Annotated in this window: 24 protein-coding genes; 12 read left to right on the forward strand and 12 right to left on the reverse strand. The window is 61.7% G+C overall.

Annotated elements, in window-relative coordinates:
- Positions 1-135 precede the first annotated feature (135 nt).
- The 6 genes from ispH to ACR0M9_RS16780 all read left to right on the forward strand — a co-directional run bounded on the left by ispH (position 136) and on the right by ACR0M9_RS16780 (position 3,866).
- Positions 136-1,086, forward strand: coding sequence for a 4-hydroxy-3-methylbut-2-enyl diphosphate reductase (ispH, locus tag ACR0M9_RS16755; protein ID WP_480774151.1), 951 nt, complete (start codon positions 136-138; stop codon positions 1,084-1,086).
- A complete protein-coding gene (locus tag ACR0M9_RS16760) occupies positions 1,083-1,535 on the forward strand; it encodes a DUF3429 domain-containing protein (RefSeq protein WP_480774152.1) in 453 nt (150 codons plus the stop codon). Before ispH ends, ACR0M9_RS16760 begins: the two co-directional genes overlap by 4 nt.
- Positions 1,532-2,119, forward strand: a complete 588-nt coding sequence (locus ACR0M9_RS16765; protein ID WP_480774153.1) for a class I SAM-dependent methyltransferase — start codon at positions 1,532-1,534, stop codon at positions 2,117-2,119. Before ACR0M9_RS16760 ends, ACR0M9_RS16765 begins: the two co-directional genes overlap by 4 nt.
- The gene (rnhA, locus tag ACR0M9_RS16770; RefSeq protein ID WP_209506201.1) at positions 2,112-2,579 is read left to right on the forward strand and encodes a ribonuclease HI; all 468 of its coding nucleotides are present in this window, start codon (positions 2,112-2,114) and stop codon (positions 2,577-2,579) included. The genes ACR0M9_RS16765 and rnhA overlap by 8 nt, the downstream gene beginning before the upstream one ends.
- Complete coding sequence (locus tag ACR0M9_RS16775) at positions 2,576-3,199, forward strand: trimeric intracellular cation channel family protein (RefSeq protein WP_480774154.1); 624 nt, start codon at positions 2,576-2,578, stop codon at positions 3,197-3,199. Before rnhA ends, ACR0M9_RS16775 begins: the two co-directional genes overlap by 4 nt.
- Positions 3,200-3,263: 64 nt before the next feature.
- Positions 3,264-3,866, forward strand: coding sequence for a COG3904 family protein (locus ACR0M9_RS16780; protein ID WP_480774155.1), 603 nt, complete (start codon positions 3,264-3,266; stop codon positions 3,864-3,866).
- A gap of 60 nt (positions 3,867-3,926) precedes the next feature.
- Here ACR0M9_RS16780 and ACR0M9_RS16785 read toward each other — a convergent pair whose 3' ends face one another.
- The 5 genes from ACR0M9_RS16785 to def (ACR0M9_RS16805) are packed head-to-tail and all read right to left on the reverse strand — an operon-like array spanning position 3,927 to position 6,365.
- Entirely contained in the window at positions 3,927-4,145 is a 219-nt protein-coding gene (locus ACR0M9_RS16785; protein ID WP_480559671.1) for a GlsB/YeaQ/YmgE family stress response membrane protein, read from the reverse strand.
- Position 4,146: 1 nt separating this feature from the next.
- Entirely contained in the window at positions 4,147-4,383 is a 237-nt protein-coding gene (locus ACR0M9_RS16790; RefSeq protein WP_209506192.1) for a hypothetical protein, read from the reverse strand.
- A gap of 10 nt (positions 4,384-4,393) precedes the next feature.
- Positions 4,394-5,302 carry a methionyl-tRNA formyltransferase gene (fmt, locus tag ACR0M9_RS16795; RefSeq protein WP_480774156.1) on the reverse strand — a complete coding sequence of 303 codons (909 nt, stop codon included), beginning with the start codon at positions 5,300-5,302 and terminating at the stop codon, positions 4,394-4,396.
- Positions 5,303-5,355: 53 nt separating this feature from the next.
- Positions 5,356-5,850 carry a peptide deformylase gene (gene def, locus ACR0M9_RS16800; protein ID WP_209506187.1) on the reverse strand — a complete coding sequence of 165 codons (495 nt, stop codon included), beginning with the start codon at positions 5,848-5,850 and terminating at the stop codon, positions 5,356-5,358.
- A complete protein-coding gene (gene def / locus ACR0M9_RS16805) occupies positions 5,847-6,365 on the reverse strand; it encodes a peptide deformylase (RefSeq protein WP_209506185.1) in 519 nt (172 codons plus the stop codon). The genes def (ACR0M9_RS16800) and def (ACR0M9_RS16805) overlap by 4 nt, the downstream gene beginning before the upstream one ends.
- Positions 6,366-6,459: 94 nt before the next feature.
- Here def (ACR0M9_RS16805) and ACR0M9_RS16810 point away from each other — a divergent pair, with 94 nt between their 5' ends.
- Positions 6,460-7,632: a MalY/PatB family protein gene (locus tag ACR0M9_RS16810; RefSeq protein WP_480774157.1), complete on the forward strand. Its 1,173-nt coding sequence runs from the start codon at positions 6,460-6,462 to the stop codon at positions 7,630-7,632.
- A 147-nt stretch (positions 7,633-7,779) separates the two neighbouring features.
- Here ACR0M9_RS16810 and ACR0M9_RS16815 read toward each other — a convergent pair whose 3' ends face one another.
- On the reverse strand, positions 7,780-8,133 hold the full coding sequence (locus ACR0M9_RS16815; RefSeq protein WP_480774158.1) for a hypothetical protein: 354 nt from the start codon (positions 8,131-8,133) through the stop codon (positions 7,780-7,782).
- Positions 8,134-8,345: 212 nt separating this feature from the next.
- Between ACR0M9_RS16815 and ACR0M9_RS16820 the strand changes: the two genes are divergently transcribed.
- Entirely contained in the window at positions 8,346-9,335 is a 990-nt protein-coding gene (locus ACR0M9_RS16820) for a glutathione S-transferase family protein (RefSeq protein WP_480774159.1), read from the forward strand.
- Here ACR0M9_RS16820 and ACR0M9_RS16825 read toward each other — a convergent pair.
- Positions 9,317-9,679 (reverse strand): response regulator transcription factor, encoded by a 363-nt coding sequence (locus ACR0M9_RS16825; protein WP_209506176.1) that lies wholly within the window; start codon positions 9,677-9,679, stop codon positions 9,317-9,319. The genes ACR0M9_RS16820 and ACR0M9_RS16825 overlap by 19 nt on opposite strands.
- Before the next feature lie 185 nt (positions 9,680-9,864).
- Between ACR0M9_RS16825 and ACR0M9_RS16830 the strand changes: the two genes are divergently transcribed.
- Genes ACR0M9_RS16830 through ACR0M9_RS16840 form a run of 3 tightly spaced genes read left to right on the forward strand, consistent with a single transcriptional unit; the run spans position 9,865 to position 12,922 of the window.
- A complete protein-coding gene (locus ACR0M9_RS16830; protein WP_480774160.1) occupies positions 9,865-10,830 on the forward strand; it encodes a threonine-phosphate decarboxylase in 966 nt (321 codons plus the stop codon).
- A complete protein-coding gene (gene cbiB / locus ACR0M9_RS16835; RefSeq protein WP_480774161.1) occupies positions 10,827-11,747 on the forward strand; it encodes an adenosylcobinamide-phosphate synthase CbiB in 921 nt (306 codons plus the stop codon). Before ACR0M9_RS16830 ends, cbiB begins: the two co-directional genes overlap by 4 nt.
- 11 nt (positions 11,748-11,758) lie before the next feature.
- Positions 11,759-12,922, forward strand: coding sequence for a lytic murein transglycosylase (locus tag ACR0M9_RS16840; protein ID WP_480774162.1), 1,164 nt, complete (start codon positions 11,759-11,761; stop codon positions 12,920-12,922).
- A gap of 75 nt (positions 12,923-12,997) precedes the next feature.
- On the opposite strand, the gene ACR0M9_RS16845 is transcribed toward ACR0M9_RS16840, so the two are convergent.
- From ACR0M9_RS16845 to ACR0M9_RS16865, 5 genes are all read right to left on the reverse strand, one after another.
- Positions 12,998-13,798, reverse strand: coding sequence for a hypothetical protein (locus ACR0M9_RS16845; protein WP_480774163.1), 801 nt, complete (start codon positions 13,796-13,798; stop codon positions 12,998-13,000).
- Between the two features lie 270 nt (positions 13,799-14,068).
- Positions 14,069-14,419: a hypothetical protein gene (locus ACR0M9_RS16850; protein ID WP_480538723.1), complete on the reverse strand. Its 351-nt coding sequence runs from the start codon at positions 14,417-14,419 to the stop codon at positions 14,069-14,071.
- 53 nt (positions 14,420-14,472) lie between these two features.
- Positions 14,473-17,928, reverse strand: a complete 3,456-nt coding sequence (locus ACR0M9_RS16855; protein WP_480774164.1) for a chromosome segregation SMC family protein — start codon at positions 17,926-17,928, stop codon at positions 14,473-14,475.
- Between the two features lie 140 nt (positions 17,929-18,068).
- Positions 18,069-18,476 carry a hypothetical protein gene (locus ACR0M9_RS16860; RefSeq protein ID WP_480774165.1) on the reverse strand — a complete coding sequence of 136 codons (408 nt, stop codon included), beginning with the start codon at positions 18,474-18,476 and terminating at the stop codon, positions 18,069-18,071.
- 44 nt (positions 18,477-18,520) lie between these two features.
- On the reverse strand, positions 18,521-19,714 hold the full coding sequence (locus ACR0M9_RS16865) for an aminotransferase-like domain-containing protein (protein WP_480487172.1): 1,194 nt from the start codon (positions 19,712-19,714) through the stop codon (positions 18,521-18,523).
- 150 nt (positions 19,715-19,864) lie between these two features.
- Here ACR0M9_RS16865 and ACR0M9_RS16870 point away from each other — a divergent pair, with 150 nt between their 5' ends.
- Positions 19,865-20,635 (forward strand): FCD domain-containing protein, encoded by a 771-nt coding sequence (locus ACR0M9_RS16870; protein ID WP_480487174.1) that lies wholly within the window; start codon positions 19,865-19,867, stop codon positions 20,633-20,635.
- The last annotated feature ends 16 nt before the right edge of the window (positions 20,636-20,651 follow it).

Consider the following 20,651-nt stretch of genomic DNA (forward strand, 5'->3'; position numbering starts at 1 on the left):
TGGCCGCGCTTCTTTAACTAAGGATTGGTGCTGAAACATCCTCTGACTAACAACGATTCGTGTCAGATGAATGACAATGTCCTGTCTGGACCAAGGCCGGGAAAAGACTTACCTGTGCCCTAAGGAGACAGCCGAATGACCAAGCCGCCACTGACACTTTACCTGGCCGCCCCCCGCGGGTTCTGCGCCGGTGTGGACCGCGCCATCAAGATCGTTGAAATGGCCCTGCAGAAATGGGGGCCGCCGGTCTATGTGCGCCACGAGATCGTGCATAACAAATTCGTGGTCGACGGGTTGCGGGCCAAAGGGGCTGTGTTTGTCGAAGAACTGCATGAATGCCCCGATGACCGCCCGGTGATCTTTTCCGCCCATGGTGTTCCGAAATCGGTACCCGCCGAAGCCGCGCAACGTGAGATGATCTATGTGGATGCCACCTGTCCGCTGGTGTCGAAGGTTCATGTCGAGGCGCAGCGCCATGCGGATGCGGGATTGCAGATGATCATGATCGGCCACAAGGGCCATCCCGAAACCGTTGGCACCATGGGACAGCTGCCCGAGGGTGATGTGCTGCTGGTCGAAACGGTCGAGGATGTGGCCGCCGTGCAGGTGCGCGACCCCGACGCGCTGGCCTTTGTCACCCAGACCACCCTGTCGGTGGATGATACCAAGGACATCATCGCAGCCCTTCAGGCCCGGTTCCCGGCCATTGTCGGCCCGCATAAGGAAGACATTTGCTATGCCACGACCAACCGGCAGGAGGCCGTGAAGGCCGTGGCCCCCAAGGCCGATGCGCTGCTGGTTGTGGGGGCTCCGAACTCGTCCAATTCCCGCCGTCTGGTCGAGGTTGCATCGCGCGAGGGGTGCAAATACGCGCAACTGGTCCAGCGCGCGACCGAAATCGACTGGCGCGCTTTGCAGGGCATCAAAAGCGTTGCGGTGACCGCTGGCGCATCGGCCCCGGAATTGCTGGTGAACGAGGTGATCGACGCCTTCCGCGATCATTACGATGTCACTGTCGAGCCGGTCGAGACCGCAATCGAAAACGTCGAATTCAAAGTGCCGCGCGTGTTGAGGCAACCGGCGTGACCGGCGTGCCGAAGGCGCCGCTTTATCTGGGGCTGGCGGGACTGGTCCCGTTTGTCTGGGGCGCGCTGACATATCTGAACGGTGATCTGAACGACTGGGGCACGCATACATTTGGCCCGCGCTTTGTCGGGCCTTATGTGCAGCTGTTTTATGGCTCGGTCATCCTGAGCTTTATGTCAGGTGTGCTGTGGGGCTTTGCCACCAAGACCTCGGGCAGCAAGGCGGCGCTGTGTTATGGGCTGTCGGTCCTGCCTGCGCTGTGGGCCTTTGCCATGACGGGCGGCGGGCCGGTCACTGCGGGCACCAATCTGATCTACGGGTTCACTGGCTTGCTGCTGCTGGACGCCCTGTTTTCATACTGGCGGCTGACGCCGGTCTGGTGGATGCAGCTGCGTATCCTGCTGACCGCGGTCGTTCTGGCCAGCCTAGCCGTCGGAGTGTACCTGTGAGCGACAAACGCACAATTGATGCCTATACGACCAGAGTGAACGAATATCTGGCCATTCCTTTACCAGCCGAACAGCTCAAGACCCGTCAGGATTTTGCCGATGCGGTCGGTGCGGGCGGCTATGTGCTGGATCTGGGGTCAGGCCCCGGATCGGACAGCGGTTTCCTGATGCGTCAGGGGCTGAAGGTGCGGGCGCTGGATGCCACCCCCGCCTTTGTCGAACATGCCCGCCAGAACGGGGTGGACGCGCATCTGGGCACGTTCGACGATGTTACCGAAACCGCCGAGTATGACGGTGTCTACGCCAGTTTTTCCCTGCTGCACGCGCCGCGAGCGGATTTTACGCGTCACCTGAAAGCGATCCACACGGCCCTGAAGCCCGGAGGCCAGCTGTTTCTGGGCATGAAGCTGGGCACGGGCGAGCATCGTGACGATCTGGACCGCTATTACACCTATTACTCGGAAGCCGAGATCCGAGAGGCGCTGACCCAGGCCGGGTTCACGGTTGACCGCACGGTCGAAGGGGTGGGCAAGGGTCTGGCCGGGTCTTACGACGGGTTTATTCTGGTGTTCGCCCATGCCTGAGTTGTTTGCCTATACAGATGGCGCCTGTTCCGGCAATCCCGGCCCCGGAGGCTGGGGCGTGCTGCTGCGTGCGAAGAACGGGGACAGGGTATTGAAAGAGCGGGAACTGAACGGCGGCGAGGCCGAGACGACCAACAACCGAATGGAGTTGCTGGCTGCCATCAGCGCGCTTGAGACGCTGGAGCGCCCGTCGAAGATCACCATTGTCACCGACAGCGCCTATGTGAAGAACGGCGTCACCGGCTGGATATTCGGCTGGAAGCGGAATGGCTGGAAAACCTCGAACAAGAAGCCGGTCAAGAATGTCGATCTGTGGCAGCGACTGGACGAGGCGCAGGAACGACATGATGTGACATGGGAATGGGTCAAGGGCCATGCGGGCCATCCCGAAAACGAAAAGGCCGATGAACTGGCCCGCGCAGGCATGGCGCCCTTCAAGCCGAAAAAGGCACCGGCGTGAGCGCGCTGACGCTGCTGGATTATGCCTCGGTTCTGATCTTTGCGCTGACCGGGGCGCTGGTGGCCAGCCGGGCGCAGCTGGATCTGGTGGGCTTTGCCTTCATGGCCTGCCTGACCGCAGTTGGCGGCGGCACGGTACGCGACCTGCTGCTGGACCGTCACCCGATCTTCTGGGTCGGCCAGCCGGATTACATCCTGATCGCCGTCGCGGCGGCGGTGTTTGTGTTCTTTACCGCGCATCTGGTGGAAAGTCGCTATAACTGGCTGGTCTGGCTGGACAGTTTCGCACTGTCGGTCGCCGTTGCCGCCGGAACCGGTGCCGCGCTGTCACTGGATCAGCCCGGTATCATCGTCGTGCTGATGGGTGTGACGACCGGGTGTCTGGGCGGGCTGATGCGCGACGTGGTCTGCAACGAGGTGCCGCTGGTGCTGAAACAGGGCGAACTTTACGTCTCGTGCGCATTTGTGGGGGCGTTGACGGCGGTATTTGCGGTCAGGCTGGGGCTGGAGCCCGCCTTTGTATTGGGCATGTGCGCCCTTGTGTGCTGGGCCTTGCGGGCAGGGTCGCTGGTGTTTGGCTGGCAGTTGCCCGTCTACAAAAGCCGCCCGCCCCGCAACTGAACCTGTCGGTGGACGCGACCGGGGCGGGCTGATAGCTGTTTGGAACGCGCAGCCCGGAGGCCAAATGCCGTTCAGACTTACATCGATTGCGGTCTCACTGGCTTTGCTGGCCTCATGCGGCGCATATTATGCACCCGTCCGCTTTGTTGCTGAGGGTGACCGGATCATCGCCTCGGGCACTATTGACGAAACGACGCTGTCCGCTTTTGAAGACGTCACCGCCGAAAATCCCGAAGCGCGCACGCTGGTGCTGCAATATATCGAGGGGTCGGTGGATGACGACGCCAATGTCATCTTCAGCCGCGAGGTGCGCAGGGCCGGGTTCGATACTATCGTGCCCTCGGACGGTCTGGTTGCCAGCGGCGGCACCGATCTGTTCCTGGCCGGACGCCGCCGCGTTTTGCAGCCGGGAGCCTGCGTGGGCGTGCACAGCTGGGCCGGATCGGGGCTGGTGGCCACGGAGCTGCCCAAGGATGACCCGGAACATGACCGCTATCTGGATTATTTCAGGGACATCGGCGTCGATGAGTCGTTTTACTGGTACACGCTGTATGCGGCCCCGGCCGACAGCATCCACTGGATGACTGCCGCCGAGGCGAACCGGTTCGATATGACGACGAAAGCCGCCCCGGCGCTTGGTTCAGCGCTGGAGTGCGACGAGCGCTGATCTGCTGCGCTATCTGTCGAGTGAAGGTTTGCGGGACGGAATGCGCAGCCAAGGAATATGCTAACGGCGCAGGTAGGTCTGCCAGATCCAGATCACCAGCAATGCGCCCAGAACCGCGCCCACAAAGCCCGACATCCAGCCAGCGTCGGGTATCAGAGACCACAGAAGGGGCCCACCGATCATAGCCCCAACAATGCCGATCAGCATCGTCGCCGGGAGCAACCTGGCGAGCAAAACTTCAAGCGCAGCTTGGATGATGATCAGAGCGACGATGGGCATGTCACTTCCTCCAATGCGTCGGCACGATGATCAGGGCGCCGACAGACGAGATCACCGCATCCAGACCGGGAGGGCCAAAGCTGATCCCGAACATGATGCGGATGAAGTAGAACAGGAACGCCCCGCCCACGCAGATGATGATCGACTGAAGATAGCCGTTATGAGTGAACCCGGTCTGTTCGGACAGATATCCGACGATCCCGGCAATCACGACGGTCCCCATCATCACCATGAACATCGGGCTTCTCCTAGGTCAGGCGGGTGCCGGTGGGAATGGGCCAGCCCCGCAGGAAGGTTTCCCTATCCTGCGCGCCTTTGCCCGCCCGTTGCAAGCGCAGCAGTTCGACCGCGCCCTGACCACAGGCCACGTGCAGGTCGTTGTTCAGAACCTCACCCGCTGCGCCCTGCCCGTCTGCCAGCCGCGATGCCAGCAGCTTGACGCGTTCGCCATTCATTTCGGTCCATGCGCCGGGAAAGGGTGACAGCCCGCGGATTTGCCTGTCGACCTCGACCGCCGGGCGTGCCCAGTCGATGCGGGCCTCGGACTTGTCGATCTTGGCGGCATAGGTCACGCCATCCTCGGGCTGCGGTTCCTGTATCAGGCCCGGCAGCTTGGCCAGCGCCTCGACGATCAGCGCGGCCCCCATGGCCGAGAGCCGGTCATGCAGATGCGCGGTGGTTTCTTCAACCTCAATCGCGGTTGCCTGTCGCAGCAGGACCGGGCCGGTGTCCAGACCGGCCTCCATCTGCATGATACAGATCCCGGTTTCGGCATCGCCGGACATGATCGCCCGGTGGATCGGGGCGGCACCGCGCCAGCGCGGCAGCAGGCTGGCGTGGATGTTCAGGCAGCCGTGTCGCGGCGCGTCCAGAATGGGTTGCGGCAGGATCAGGCCATACGCGACGACGACGGCGATATCGGCGTTCAGCGCGGCAAATGCGGTCTGTTCGTCAGCGGATTTCAGAGAGGTTGGGTGGCGAACGGGCAGGCCCAGCGCCTCGGACCGGGCGTGAACCGGCGTCGGGCGGTCTTTCTTGCCGCGTCCGGCGGGGCGCGGGGGCTGACAGTAGACGGCGGCGATGTCGTGCCCGGCCCTGACGAGTGCGTCCAGCACCGGGACCGAAAAATCAGGGGTTCCCATGAAGATGATGCGCATCGTTGGCTCCGGCAGTTGGGACGGGTGCCGGGCTGAAGCCCGGCCTACAGACGTCAGGTTTGTTTGCGTGCCTTGCGCAGCAGCATGTCACGCTTGACCTTGCTGAGCCGGTCGAAATACATCCGCCCGTTCAGGTGGTCGATCTGATGTTGTACGCTGGTCGCGTCGATCCCGACGAAATCGCGGCGATCCAGCATGCCATGTTCGTTCAGGAACTTCACGGTCACCGCGCGCGGGCGTTTGATTGTGGCCGAGACGCCGGGCAGGTTCGGGCTGGCCTCTTCATGTTCGCGCAGTTCGATCGAGCTGTGCAGGATTTCCGGGTTTGCCAGACGCACGGCCCGGCCCCGTTCGGCAGAACCGTCAACAACGGCCAGCCGCAGCATCACCCCGATCTGTGGCGCGGCAAGACCGACGCCGGGCATCGCCTCCATCGTGTCGATCATGTCGTCCCAGATGGCGCGGACCTCATCAGTGATCTCGGGCACCTCATCCGCCTTGGTGCGCAGGCGTTTGTCAGGCCATGGCAGGCAGGTACGAACGGTCATGCACGGGCCCGTTCGCGTTTGAGCTTTTGCATCTTGCGGGTGATCATCTGCCGTTTCAGCGGCTTGAGATAGTCGATGAAAAGCTTGCCGTCCAAATGATCGATCTCGTGCTGAACGCAGGTGGCCCAGAGCCCGTCAAAGGTTTCCTGTTGCAGGTTTCCGTCGCGGTCCATCCATGTCACATCGACCACTTTGGGGCGCGTCACCTCGGCGTATTGATCGGGGATCGACAGGCAGCCTTCCTCGTAGACATTGGTTTCTTCCGAGGCCGCGATGACCTGCGGGTTGAACATGATCAGGGGGCGCGGTGCCTCGCCTTCTTCCTTGACGCAATCCAGCACGATCAAGCGATCCAGCACGCCGATCTGTGGCGCGGCAAGGCCAACACCGGGGGCGTCATACATCGTTTCCAGCATGTCATCGGCCAGCGCGCGCAGGTCGTCCGTGAGGTCGGCCACGGGGGCACAGACCTTCTTGAGACGGGGGTCGGGATAGATCAGGATGTTACGTTTCATGAGGCTGATTTAGGCCATCCCGCCCCGCGCCGCAACGCCCCCCTTGCACCTGCCTGAATTGCGGTTAGCTTTCGGTCGAGAAAATGGAGCAGACATGACTTTCAACGACCTGATCGACCGCCGGGGCACCAACAGTTCCAAATGGGACAAGATGGAGATGCTGTATGGCGTTTCGCCCGAGGACGGGCTGGCCATGTGGACGGCCGATTCCGATTACCCGACAGCCCCCTGCGTGATCGACGCGGTGCGCAAGGCCGCGGATCACGGCGTGTTCGGGTATTCCTGGGCGCACCCGGAGTATCTGGCCTCGGTCCAGTGGTGGATGAAAACCCGCCACGACTGGGAGATTGACACGGACTGGGTTCTGACCACTCAGGGCTTGGGCAATGCAATCGCCCTGTCGCTGGATGTCTGGACCGATCCCGGTGATGGCATCGTGATCTTTACCCCCGTTTACCATGAGTTTGCCCACAAGGTGAACAAATCGGGCCGCCGGGTCGTGGAATGCCCTTTGGTGCGGGACGGGGAAAGTTATGGCCTTGACCTGGAAGATGCGCAGTCGCGGCTGGACGGGTCCGAGAAGATGTTGCTGTGGTGTTCGCCGCAGAACCCGTCGGGCCGGGTCTGGACGCCGGAGGAACTGCGCGCTGTGGCCGCATTTGCCGAGCGCAACGAGTTGATCCTTGTCTCGGACGAGATTCACCACGATCTGGTCTATCCCGGTGCCAAATTTGTGCCGATGGATGTGGCAGCCCCGGATGCGCGGCCATGGACGGTGACGCTGACTGCGGCATCGAAGACCTTCAACATCGCCGGGCAGCGGACCGGCAACATGATCATTCCCGACACCCAACTGCGCGAAGCGATGAAGCATCGGCTGGCAACGCTGGATTATGGCCCCAGCGCGTTGGGTGTGGCGATGATCACCGCCGCCTACAGCCCGGCTGGCGCGGAATGGGTGGATGCCCAGATCGCGCATCTGGACGGAAACAGGCATCTATTCGACCAGACCATCGCCGAGATTCCAGGCCTGTGGTCGATGCCCTTGCAGGCAACCTATCTGGCCTGGGTCGATTTTTCCGGCACCGGCATGGATCACGCTGAATTTGTCCGCCGATTGCGCGAGGACGCGCGGATTGCAACCTCGTCCGGGCCGGGCTTTGGCACTGGCGGAGAGACCTTCGAACGGTTCAACCTGGCCACGCAACGGGCGCGGGTCGAGGACGCCTGCGCGCGACTGAAAGGGGCCTTTGGTGACCTGCAATAATCCAGGCGGTGGCTGGGGTGGCTGACCTCACAATGGACCGCGCCTGTTGGCCGGGCGCGGACCCCATGGCGAAATCCATAGCGATAGCCAGTCCTACGGCATGGTGGGCGTCACCCTGACCAAATCTGGCACGATGAAAATCCGAGCCTAGTCTTCGTATCCCAGCAGTGCGATGGGCGCATCCGGGGCGCGATAGAAATCCAGCGGTGCCTCGTCATGGGCGGCGGTGCTGCGCTTGAACTCATACCGCATCTCGCCGCCTTCATCCTGATCGGCAATGATCAGGCATTGATACAGAAGATTGGCCCCGTCATAGATATCGACCAACCCGCGCAGGCGCGGCGTTGTTTCCGCCTCAACCGTGAAACCATCTTTCCACAATTTGAGAATTTTATACGTATTGTCACCCATTTGGACACGAAGGCGACTGGCCTTTTTCAATGTGGCGATTCGGGCGGCGTCCAACTCGGCGCGTATTTCCTTTGAAACATAAGTACTCATAAAATCACTCCCCCGCTAATGACCTCTATTGTGCGGGAACTGTTGTAAAAATCCAGTGAACGCGTTCACGCAACGGGCTGTGCCTGCGGTTTGTTGCACAGAAATCCCAGCATTGCCTGTGCGCGCATGCAGGTCTTGTGCGCGGGCAAATGCATAGGAACAGGCGGGGCTTGGACCTATCTTTGGCCAAACGCCTATGCGGAGGATGAGATATGGGCCTGCTGGTCGATGGAAAATGGCAAGACACCTGGTATGACACCAAATCCACGGGTGGCGCATTCAAACGCAGCGCGGCGCAGTTTCGCAACTGGCTGACCGCCGATGGCCGCGCGGGACCGTCGGGCAAAAGCGGGTTCCGGGCCGAAGCCGGGCGGTATCACCTGTATGTCAGCCACGCCTGCCCCTGGGCGCATCGCACCTTGATCTTTCGCGCGTTGAAGGGGCTGAGCGATCTGGTTTCGGTCTCGGTCGTGCATCCCGACATGCTGGGTCACGGCTGGACCTTTGAGGCGGATGATCACGGTGCCACGGGTGACCGTCTTTACGGGCTGAGCTATGCACATCAGATCTATACCAAGGCGGATCCGTCCTATTCCGGTCGCGTCACAGTGCCGATCTTGTGGGACAAGGCGCAAGAGACCATTGTTTCGAACGAAAGTTCGGAAATCATCCGCATGTTCAATTCGGCCTTCAACGACATCACTGGCAATACGGACGATTACTGGCCCGAGGCGATGCGGGACGAGATCGAGGAGGTCAACGCGCGCATCTATTCAGATGTCAACAACGGCGTCTACAAGTCGGGTTTTGCCACCTCGCAAGCGGCCTACGACGCCGCCGTGGGCCCGTTGTTCGACACGCTAGACTGGCTGGAGGAGCGTCTGGCGCGGAACCGGTATCTGATGGGGGATCGGATCACCGAAGCCGATTGGCGGTTGTTCACAACCCTGATCCGCTTCGACCCGGTCTATCACCTGCATTTCAAGTGCAACCGGCGGCGCCTGGTCGATTACCCGAACCTATGGGCCTATACGCGTGAGCTGTATCAGTGGCCCGGTGTCGCCGAGACCGTGAACATGGCCCACATTGTGCGCCACTATCACTACAGCCATGACAGCATCAATCCGCACCGGATCATTCCGGTGAACCCGGTGCTGGATTACATGGAGCCGCATGGACGCGGTCAGCGCCCCGCAGCGTAATGTTCGACCATCGCCGCCAGATCCTCTGGCGGCGTTTCGCTTTGAACATAGGCACAGGCATTGGGACTGTGCGCAAAAATCGACCCGTCGGAAAAGAAGGTGGTGTTGGTGACAAAAATCACCCGCGCCTCGGGGCGGCGATAGCTGGCAAAATCGGCCACAGCCAATGCGCTTCCGGTTTCCAGAACCAGATCCAGCACGATGATATCAAAATCCGTGCCATAGAGCGCCAGAATGGCGGCCTCCTGAGCGTCAACCAGCGTGACTTCGGCGTCTTGCCGCTCCAGATGTCTTTTCCAGACCCGACCAAGGTCGGGGTTACTCTCAACAATCAGAACTTTCATTTGCAACAACCTCGGCACTTGGTATGGTGAGTGGTGCCGACCCCCGTGGTCCGTGATCTCGTTATTTCCTTAACAAAGTGTTAACAGCAGCCGCACGCTTGCGTGTTCGGGCGGATTTGCTTGTGTAAATGGCAAAAATCCGCTTGAAGCACCCCGAAACCGGTCAATCCCCGCAGAGAGAGCAGATGAGTACACTTGATCACGGCTTGGACCCCCGCGCAGTTCGCGACCACGGCGGGGGGCTGGACAGGGCGATTGTCAGGTATGGCGGAGCGCGTGCAGATTGGATCGATCTGTCGACCGGAATCAATCCGCATCCTTACGCCGTTGCGGGCCTGACCACCGGGGATTGGGCCGAATTGCCGGATCACGGTGCCTTTGAACGGCTGAGTGATGCGGCCCGCAGGTTCTGGAACGTGCCGCAAGGGGCTGCAATCTTGCCGGCACCCGGTGCATCGGCTGTCATCTCTCGCATTCCGGCGCTGGCCGCGCCAGGGCGTGTCCAGATCACACCGCCTACCTATAACGAACACGCCGCCGCCTTTTCGGCGCAGGGGTGGCGTGTTCAGCCTGAGGGCGTGGCTGACGCCCGCGTGATCGTGCATCCCAATAACCCGGACGGGCGCATCTGGCAGGAACGCGATGTCTCGGCCCCGCTGACCGTGATCGACGAGAGCTTTTGCGATGTCACGCCAGAGGCATCGTTGATCCATATGGCGGAACGTCCCGGCGTGATCGTGCTGAAGAGTTTTGGCAAGTTCTGGGGGCTGGCCGGGATGCGGCTTGGGTGTGCCATCGGGCGGCCTGAGTTGATCAACCGCCTGAACGACCTGACCGGACCCTGGTCGGTGTCCGGCCCGGCCCTGCGGGTTGGAACGCAAGCCCTGTCGGACGATGACTGGGCCGATGCCACACGCGCGCGACTGGCGGATGAGGCGGCCCGGCTGGATGCGCTGATGCTGACCAGGGGCGCGGAAATTGTCGGTGGCACCAGCCTGTTTCGTCTGTATCGGGTTGATGACGCCTTGGGGTGGCAGGACCGGCTGGCCCGCGCCCATATCTGGAGCCGTATCTTTCCTTATTCAACAACCTTTCTGCGTCTGGGTCTGCCACCGGAAAAGGGGTGGGACAGGCTGGAGGCCGCGCTGTGAGCCCTGCCCTGATGCTGGTCTGCGCCATGTGTCTGGACGCCACTCTGGGAGAGCCCGACTGGCTCTGGTCCCGCGTCAAACACCCGGCGGTGATGATCGGCAACCTGATCGGATGGCTGGACAAACGCCTGAATTACGGGCGCGGTCGGCGGTTGAAGGGGGTGGCGGTGCTTGCCCTTCTGATCGGCGGCGCATGGGGCCTTGGGTGGGGTCTGTCCCTACTGGGGCCGGTGGTTGAAATTCTTGGCTGCGCGATTCTGCTGGCGCAAAAGTCGCTGGTTGCCCATGTCCGCGCGGTTGGTGACGGGTTGCAAACCTCGCTGGAAGACGGGCGGGCGCAGGTGGCTATGATCGTCTCGCGCGACACGCAGGATATGACCGAAGCACAGGTGGCGCGTTCCGCCATAGAAAGCGCGGCTGAAAACCTGAGCGACGGGGTCATTGCCCCTGCATTCTGGTTTCTGGTCGCCGGGCTTCCGGGGTTGCTGGTGTACAAGGCGGTGAACACCGCCGACAGCATGATCGGCTATCGCACCGAAACGTACTGCGATTTTGGCTGGGCCGCGGCCCGGTTCGACGACCTGCTGAACCTGATCCCTGCCCGCCTGACCTGCGTGATGATCGTGGCGCTGTCCGGCCAATGGTCGCGCTGGGTTGAGATGGTGCGGGATGCGCGGCGTCATATCTCGCCCAACGCTGGCTGGCCCGAAGCCGCCATGGCCCGCGCCCTGAATGTCGCGCTGGCAGGGCCGCGCAGCTATGACGGGCAAGTGCGCGATCTGGCCTGGGTCAATGGCGACGCCCCGCGCGAGATCGGTGCATCAGAAGTTTTTCGCGCATGTGACATGCTCTGGCGGGTTTGGGGGCTTGCGCTTGCGCTCGTGTCAGTGTGGGTTGGGGCCGAACTGATATTCTGACGGACCCTTTCATGCGTATACTCTCTGGCCTGATCGCCGCCGCCCTGTTTACCTCACCTGCGCTGGCGCAATGTGGCGGTGGATTTAACTCCTTTGTCAAAGGGCTGAAGACCGAAGCCGTGCAGCAGGGTTTGGACAAATCAGCGGTGAACGGGTTTTTTGACGGGGTGCAGCAGGACAGCGCTGTGCTGAAGGCCGACCGGGCGCAGGGCGTGTTTCAGAAGCCCTTTATTGAGTTTTCCCGTCGTCTGATTTCGCAAAACCGGATCGAACGCGGGCAAGCGATGTCGCGCAAATACGATGCGGTCTTTGATCGGATCGAGCGCGAGTATGGCATTTCCCGCGGGGTGCTGCTGGCCTTCTGGGCATTTGAAACCGATTACGGATCGTTTCAGGGCGACTTCAACACCCGCAACGCTTTGGTGACACTGGCCCATGACTGCCGCCGCCCGGAGCTGTTCCGGCCGCAGATCTTCGCCGCCATCGAGCTGTATCAGAACGGTGATTTCGACCCGGCCCGCACCACCGGCGCATGGGCCGGAGAGATCGGCATGGTGCAGATGCTGCCGCGTGACATACTGGAAAACGGCGTCGATGGTGACGGTGACGGGCATGTCCGCCTGAAGAGCTCGGCCCCTGATGCGCTGATGTCGGGGGCCAGAATGCTGTCTCATCTGGGATGGCGCGCGGGTGAGCTTTGGTTGCAGGAAGTCACCGTGCCCGCGCAGATGGACTGGTCCCTGTCCGGCCCCGGCAAACCGCGTTCGGTGGCTGAATGGCAGGCGATGGGCGTTCAGGCGCGCAGCGGGTCCTTGGCCAACCTGCCCGCCTCGCTGATCCTGCCACAGGGGCACAACGGGCCTGCCTTTCTGGCCTACCCGAATTTCGATGTCTATTTCGAATGGAACCAGAGCTTTGTCTATGTTCTGACCGCCGCTTATTTCGGAACACGGCTTGAAGGCGGCCAGATCTATGACGCGGGCAATCCCGCGCAGGGCCTGAATGGCGCACAGATGAAACAGTTGCAGACCAAGCTTCAGGCCAAAGGATATGATGTGGGCAAGATCGACGGGATCCTGGGGTCAGGGACGCGAGCTGCGACGCAGGCGGAGCAGAAACGTCTGGGCCTGCCTGCGGACGCATGGCCAACGATGGAGTTGCTGGGAAAACTCTGATCCAGCGGCCCGCACTGCTGTGTTATGACGCAAAACCCGAAGATTATTCGACGATATTGGCACCGTCACCGCTGATTATGTGACCGGATATTTCTCGGGGTCAATTCCATGTCTGTGACAGACAATATCGATATAACTTCCCTTAGGAGGAACACCGCCAAATTTGCTGCGAATACCACTGCGGGTTTCGCCCTGGAAGTGGTGAAACCGGGCCCAATCGGGTTCGTAGTCTTCAATGTTCTCGACCGGGTCCAGAAACCCGCGACGCGGCCAATATAAATGCCAATGCTGGCCTCGGTCGATTTCACCGGTGACCCCCAGCGCCCAGCGGGTCACGCTTGGGCCGGTTGTCGTCCACGGAAGGTCGTAGAGCGTGAGTGTCTCGCCCGCCTCATAGCGTTTGACCAGTTTTTCAATGTGATCACTGCCCAACCAAAACGGGATCGGGACTTCTGATTCAAGGAAATTCAGGATCAGCTTCAGTGCCAGAGAATTTTTGGGAAGACGCAATACGCAATTGTTCATCGCCTTATTGCGCCAGACGACACCAAACAGATAGTCCGGTGGAACATCCAGCGGCCGGACGCAGTAGATATCCAGGTCAACCCACACATAGTCGGTTTTTTGCAACATGTGGATCCGGAAGATGTCTGAATAGACCGCCATCCGTCTCCGGCCACCGGTCAGGTTTTCGGTGGTTTCATCTGTATAGATTTCGCGGGCATCATGAACAACGACGCCGTCGGGAACATCTATGTTCAGATCCAGCACGTACAGGTGGAAGACATAGCCATGATCCAGAAAGGACTGAATGCATACTCTTTCAACGCAAGATAACGGCGAGCCAAACCAGAAACTTGCAACTTGAAAATCCAAAACAGCACCTCTTGCCCAAAGCCGAAACGGGGTCGCTGCTGCACTAACGAAGCGGTGTGTGGCTCGTCAACCGCGGCTGCTGTTTTGGCGCGACTTACCCTGCTTTGCGCCAGTGCGCTGTGTCGAGGTGCCCACAGTTTGGTTCTGGCCTATCTTCGGGCGCGCATTTTTGGCTGGTGTTCCCAACATAGCCGTTAACGTCTGCCGCGGGTTCAGATTGCTGCGCGGATTGGTCCGTTGCCTACATGGCCGGCCCAAATTGTGACTTCTTTATTTGGGCCGCACCGGGTACCTATCCCCTTTCTGATCGATCAGGATCAGCCGCTCGCCACTGTGGACATACAGGTCGCAGCGGCTGAACCCGTTGCGATACGCGATGCAGACGGAACCGTCATCGGCGATGGAGTAGGTTCCGAATGCAGACCCCCCGCCCGCGTAGGTATAGGAATAAGCGCCCCCCGCCGAAAACTTGGCCTGACCATCATCGTAGAAGGTCAGCGTCTGGCCCGCGAGGGCGTCAAGCTCGGCCACTGTCAGCGGGACATCGCCGGATTTGACGGGCCATTCAGCGGCGACAACTGAAGTGGCGGCGATGAGGGCGGGGATCAGAAAACGCGTCATGAGGCCAAGGTAGCGCGTTATGCCTGCAATCATCATAACGTTGCGGTGAGCGGTCAGGCCACCATCTGCTCGGCCTTTTTCAGGTCGACCGAAACCAGCTGGCTGACGCCCTGTTCCTGCATGGTGACGCCGAACAGACGATCCATGCGCGCCATGGTCACCGCGTGGTGGGTGATGATCAGGAAACGGGTGTCGGTCTGGCGGCACATCTCGTCCAGCAGGTCACAAAAACGGGTGACATTGGCATCGTCCAGCGGCGCGTCAACCTCGTCCAGCACACAGATCGGGGCCGGGTTGGCCAGGAAAACGCCAAAGATCAGCGCGGTCGCGGTCAGGGTCTGTTCGCCGCCCGACAGCAGGCTGAGGGTCGAGAGCTTCTTGCCCGGCGGCTGGCACATGATTTCCAGCCCCGCATCCAGCGGGTCGTCGCTTTCGACCATGACGAGATTGGCCTCGCCACCGCCGAACAGGTGCTTGAACAGCATGGCAAAGTTCGAGTTCACCTGTTCAAAAGCGGTCAGCAGACGTTCGCGCCCTTCGCGGTTGAGGCTGGAGATGCCGCTGCGCAGGGCTTTGATCGCCTCTTCCAGATCGGCCTTTTCACTGCTGAGCGTGTCGAATTCTTCCTGAACGTCCTTGCTGTCTTCCTCGGCCCGCAGGTTCACCGCGCCCATGGCGTCACGCTGGCGTTTGTGACGGTTCACTTCGGCCTCCAGAGCATCCGCAGCGGGCATCTGGTCGGGGTTTACGTCCAGCTGGTTCAGCAACTGGTTCGGGGTCAGTTGCTGGTCTTCGGCAATTCGTTCTGCTGCCGCAAGCACGCTTTCCTTTGCCGCGTCACAGCGCGCCTCGGCTGCGGCGCGGTTTTCGCGGGCTTCCGAGGCCAGGCGTTCCGCCTCACGCTCGGCCATCACCACGTCGCGCAACTGTGTTTCTGCTTCGGCCAGCTTGTCGGCGGCATCGGCCCGCCGGGCTTCGGCGGCTTCGATCAACTCGTTGAGCTCTTCCCGTGCCTCGGCGATTTCGCCGGGAGCGGCCATGGCCTCGGTCAGTTCCTCTTCCGAGCTTTCCTTGCGCTCGGCCAGTTCCGAAATCCGTTTCTCGGCCGTTTCCAGACGGTGCCGCCAGCCGCTGAGATCCTTGGTGACCTCCTGCGTGCGACGGGTGCGGGCGTCGCCTTCACGGCGCAGCTCATCATGGGTCGAGCGGTGGGTCAGCATGGTGATCCGCGCCGCCTCGACTGTCTGTTTGATGTCCTCAACCTCGGCGCGGGCGCTGTCGAGGTCACCCAGATCGTTCAGCGCCGCCTCGGCCTCGCGCAGCTGCACGCGGGCGGACATGGCGTCTTCCTTGTGACGGTCCACGGCAAGGGTCAGGGTTTCCAGCTTGCCCTGCGCGAGGTTGCGATCCGCCTCGGCGCGGCTGAGCTGGCGTGCGGTTTCGGCCATGCGCTGATCAGCGGCGCGGCGGGCTTCGCGCGCGCGGCGGTCGGCCTCGGTCACGTCCGCCAGTTGCCGCGACAGGGTTTCATGCGCGGCGCGGGCGCCGTCGGCCTGCGCCTCGGTGCGGGCCAGTTCCTGTTTCAGCGCCTCAAGCTTGTTGAGCTGCTCCAGTCGCAGCGCCGCCGCACTTGGCGCATCCTCGGCCCAGGCGCGGAACCCGTCCCAGCGCCACAGATCGCCCGAGCGGGACACAAGACGCTGGCCCGGCTTCAACGACGCCTGCAGCCGCGCGCCCTGATCCGCATCGACCAGTCCGATCTGCGCAATGCGACGGCTGAGCCTGTCCGGCCCCGACACGTGCAGCGCCAGCGGGTCGACCCCATCTGGCAAGGGCTGATCACTGTCATAACCTGCCACCTGAACCCAGCCGGACGGGCCGTCACCTTCGACCAGCGGCGCACGGAGGTCATCGGCAAGCGCAGCACCCAGAGCCTTCTCAAAACCCGGTTCCACGCGCAGCAGGTCCATCACCTGCCCGCCCTCGGCCGTGTCGCGTTCCACCAGCTTGGCAAGCGCGGTGGTTTCGGCGCGGATTGCACCCAATTCACCTTCGGCCTCGGACCGTTGCGCGCGTGCCTCGGCTTCGCGGGCCTGCGTTTCATTGCGCAGCTCATCTGCGGCGGCCAGCGCCTCTTCGGCGGCCTCGGCGGCTTCGCGGGCTTCTTCCTCACCCTCCTGCGCGGTTTCAAACGCCTCGCTGGCGCGGGTCAGGGCTGTTTTGGCCTCATCCACGGCCAGCCGGGCTTTTTCCTCTTCCCCCTCAGAGCGGGCCAGTGTCTTGCGGCTGTCTTCGACCAGACGCTGCGCCGACTGGTGACGGGCGACAAGACGCGCCATATCTTCGGTCTGCTGCGACAGGTGGTCTTCGCGGTCCTGAAGGATCGAAGCCGCTTCGCGGGCAATTTCTGCGGCTTCCGCCACCTTCGCGTCATGCCCTTCTGCAGCCTTGGCCAGTTCGCGGGCTTCCCATTCCAGCCGTTCGATCATCTGGCCCGCATCGCGGTTCAGGCCGGTTTCCCGTTCGATATCCTTTCCGAGCTGATGAATGCGGCTGGTCAGCGTTTCAATGGTCTGGCGCGCGCGGGTTTCCTGATCGGTCAGTTGATCGCGCTGCACCTGCTGGCGTTGCAGGACAGCGGCGGCGATGGCCTCTTCCTCGCGCAGGGGCGGCAGGGTTTCTTCGATCCCGGCCCTTTTTGCGGCGGCAGCGCGGGCCTCGGCCTCGGCGCGGGAGGCCTCGGAAATCCGGTCCCTTAGCTTGTCTTCGGCCTGCTGGCGGGCCATGTCGGCCTCTTTCCAGCGGCGATAGAGCAGCATTCCCTCGGCCTGACGCAGCTGTTCGCCGATTTCGCGATAGCGTGCGGCCTGACGGGCCTGACGGGCCAGTTGCGCAAGCTGCCCACCCAACTGCTCGAGCACGTCATCGACGCGGGTCAGGTTGGACTCGGTCGCTTTCAGCTTCAGCTCGGCCTCATGCCGGCGTTGATAGAGCCCCGAGATCCCGGCGGCCTCTTCCAGAATGCGGCGGCGGGCGCGGGGTTTGGCGCTGATCAGCTCGGCGATGCGGTTCTGCCCCACAAGCGCGGGGGAATGGGCACCGGTCGAGGCATCCGCGAACAGCATCTGCACATCGCGCGCGCGCACATCCTTGCCGTTGGTCTTGTAGGCGCTGCCGACATCGCGGGTGATCCGGCGCACGATTTCAAGCTGGTCGGTGTCGTTGAACCCCGCAGGCGCCAGACGTTCGGAATTGTCCATGGTCAAGACAACTTCGGCGAAATTGCGGGCGGGCCGTGTGGCGGCACCGGCAAAGATCACATCCTCCATCGCGCCGCCGCGCATGGATTTGGGGCGGTTTTCACCCATCACCCAGCGCAAGGCTTCCAGAAGGTTGGACTTGCCACAGCCGTTCGGACCCACCACACCGGTCAACCCGTCCGCGATGATCAGATCGGTCGGATCAACAAAGCTTTTGAAGCCGGTCAGTTTGAGCTTGCTGAAACGCAATGGCCGCGTGTCCCGTGATTCCTATGAATTGAAAGTCTGCGCAAGGGATGGGGTCCGAGTCAACGCAGTTGCGCAGGATATGGGAGATCAGTGCAAGTTATCCACAACATCTTGCCGAAATGCGCAGGAACACGCGTATGTCAGTATGGGCTGCATTCGAAGACCTGATAGCCGCTGTCGCCCCCGACATTTTCATAGATACCATAGTCGATACATTCATACCGGGGCGTCGAGATAGCGGTCAGCAACAGCCGTTCCCCCGCCTCGCGGTCACACCCCAGTACACCAACCGTGACAGCCGCGTCACCCAGCACGTCGAGGATCGGGCAGCCTGAAACCTGCGCCATGGCCAGCGCGGCGCGATCCCGAACAGGGCCAAGCCGCGGGGCGTATTGCGCGTTGATCCGCACCGCCTCGGCCAGATCGCCGCGCACGCGCACGTCGAACACACTACCGTTCACCGCCACGCGGGTGGCCGGAACGTCGCGGAAATGCGGGGTCCCGGCGGCGCAGGCGGCCAGCAGGAGCGGAGCGAGAAACCGGATCATGCCGCAGAGTTGCAGCAATTTGGTTAACAGAACCTTTCTGGACGTCAGGCGCGCAGAACTTCGCCTAACCGGCGGATACCTTCGCGGATCGTCGCCTCGTCCGAGTTCGAGAAGCTGAGCCGGATCGTGTTCGCCCCGCTGCCGTCGGGGAAAAACGCCTGCCCCGGCACAAAGGCCACTTTCACCGTATCCAGCGCCTGCGCCAGCAGGTCAGACCCGCTGATTCCCGACGGGAGTGTCACCCAGACGAACATGCCGCCTTCGGGGCGCGTCCAAGCCACCCCGTCGGGCATGTGCTGTTGCAGCGCACCCAGCATCGCATCACGGCGCGCGCGGTAAGTGTCGCGCACTTTCGGGATATGGGTGTCAAAGCACGCTTCCGCCACCTGATGCACGGCCATCTGGTTGATGGTCGCCGAATGCAGATCCGCCGCCTGTTTCAGCAGAACCATCTGCGAGATGATCGGCTTGGCCGCAACAACCCACCCCATGCGCAGACCCGGTGACAGGGTTTTCGAGAAGCTGCCACAGTAGATCGTCCGGCAGTTTTCGATCGATCCCTTGCGCTCCTGTTCCAGAGCCAGGATTGGCGGGATCGGATCGCCGTCATAGCGCAGTGCCTGATAGGCGCCGTCTTCGATCAACGCGCAGTCCAGTTCGTCGGTCAGGTCCAGCAATGCCTCACGACCCGGGCGGGTCAGGGTTTCGCCTGTCGGATTGGCAAAATCGGGCGACAGATAGGCGAATTTCACAGCGCCATCCCCTGCCGCAACCCTGAATTCATCGGCCCCCTTGTTGCCATTAAGCCGGTCAAAGCGCGGCTCATACGCGTTGAACGCGGCAAGCGCGCCCAGATAGGTGGGCCACCCGACCAAAGCCGTGTCGCCGGGGGACAGGAACAGCTTGCCCAGATAATCCAGCGCCTGCTGCGAGCCCGAGGTGATCAGGACGTTGTCCATGTCACATTCCACCCCGATTTCGCGCATGTGCTGCACCAGCCACCGGCGCAGGGGGGCATAGCCTTCGCTGACCGAATATTGCAGCGCCTGCGCCTGCATGTCCGGCCCCAATGCCTGCTGAAACGCCTGAGCGAAAGCTTCAGCCGGGAAAAGCGCGGGGTCCGGAATGCCACCTGCAAAGGAAATGATACCGGGCTGATCGAGCAGTTTCAGCAGCTCGCGGATTTCTGACGCCTTCATCCGGGAAGCCCGGGTGGCAAACAAAGGGTGATGGGACATGAGGCTCCTCCGATCTCATTTCGGCGCAGCCTATGCTTTCTCAAATTAAAGTCAACACTTCTGACCTAATATTTCAGCGGATGTGACCGGGTATTCTTGAACAGCCCCCCTGTCCATGGTCAAATGAGTTGACCAATTTCGGAACGGACCATGCCATTTCAGAAAGTTCAGACGGAAAAACTGTCACTTGCGGTCGTTCGCCAGATCGAGCTGTTGATCCTGCGCGGCATCCTGCGCCCCGGGGAGCGCCTGCCGCCCGAGCGTGAGTTGGCCGAACGGATGGGTGTGTCGCGCCCGTCCCTGCGCGATGCGGTGTCCGAGCTTCAGGAACAGGGGTTGCTGACAACAAAAGCCGGCTCCGGGATCTATGTGGCCGAGGTTTTGGGCTCGGCCTTTTCGCCGGCGCTGATCCGGTTGTTCAGCAGCCATGACGAGGCCGTATTCGATTACCTGTCCTTTCGCCGCGACATGGAGGGGCTGGCGGCGGAACGGGCCGCGCGGCTGGGATCAGAAAGCGACCTGAAGGTTGTTCAGACGATCTATGACAAGATGCGGGCGGCCCATGACCGGAACGCTGCGGACCAAGAGGCGCAGCTGGATGCCGAGTTTCATATGGCCATCATCGAAGCCAGCCACAATGTGGTGATGCTGCATATGATGCGGTCAATGTATGACCTGCTGGTGCAGGGTGTGTTCTATAACCGGCGGACAATGTTCCGGCAGCGCGCGACCCGCGAGGCCATTCTGGACCAGCACAGCACTATCAACGCAGCCCTTCAGGCCCGCGATCCGGCAGCCGCACGTCAGGCCGTCGAAACGCATCTGAGCTTTGTCGAACGCTGCATGATCGATCAGCAGAAGGCCGAGCGGAACGAGGCTGTTGCGCAGCAAAGGTTGCAGCACGAAACCCGTCAGGCCTAGCGCTTTCCAAGTGCCC

This window comes from Ruegeria sp. CH2 (assembly GCF_056537065.1).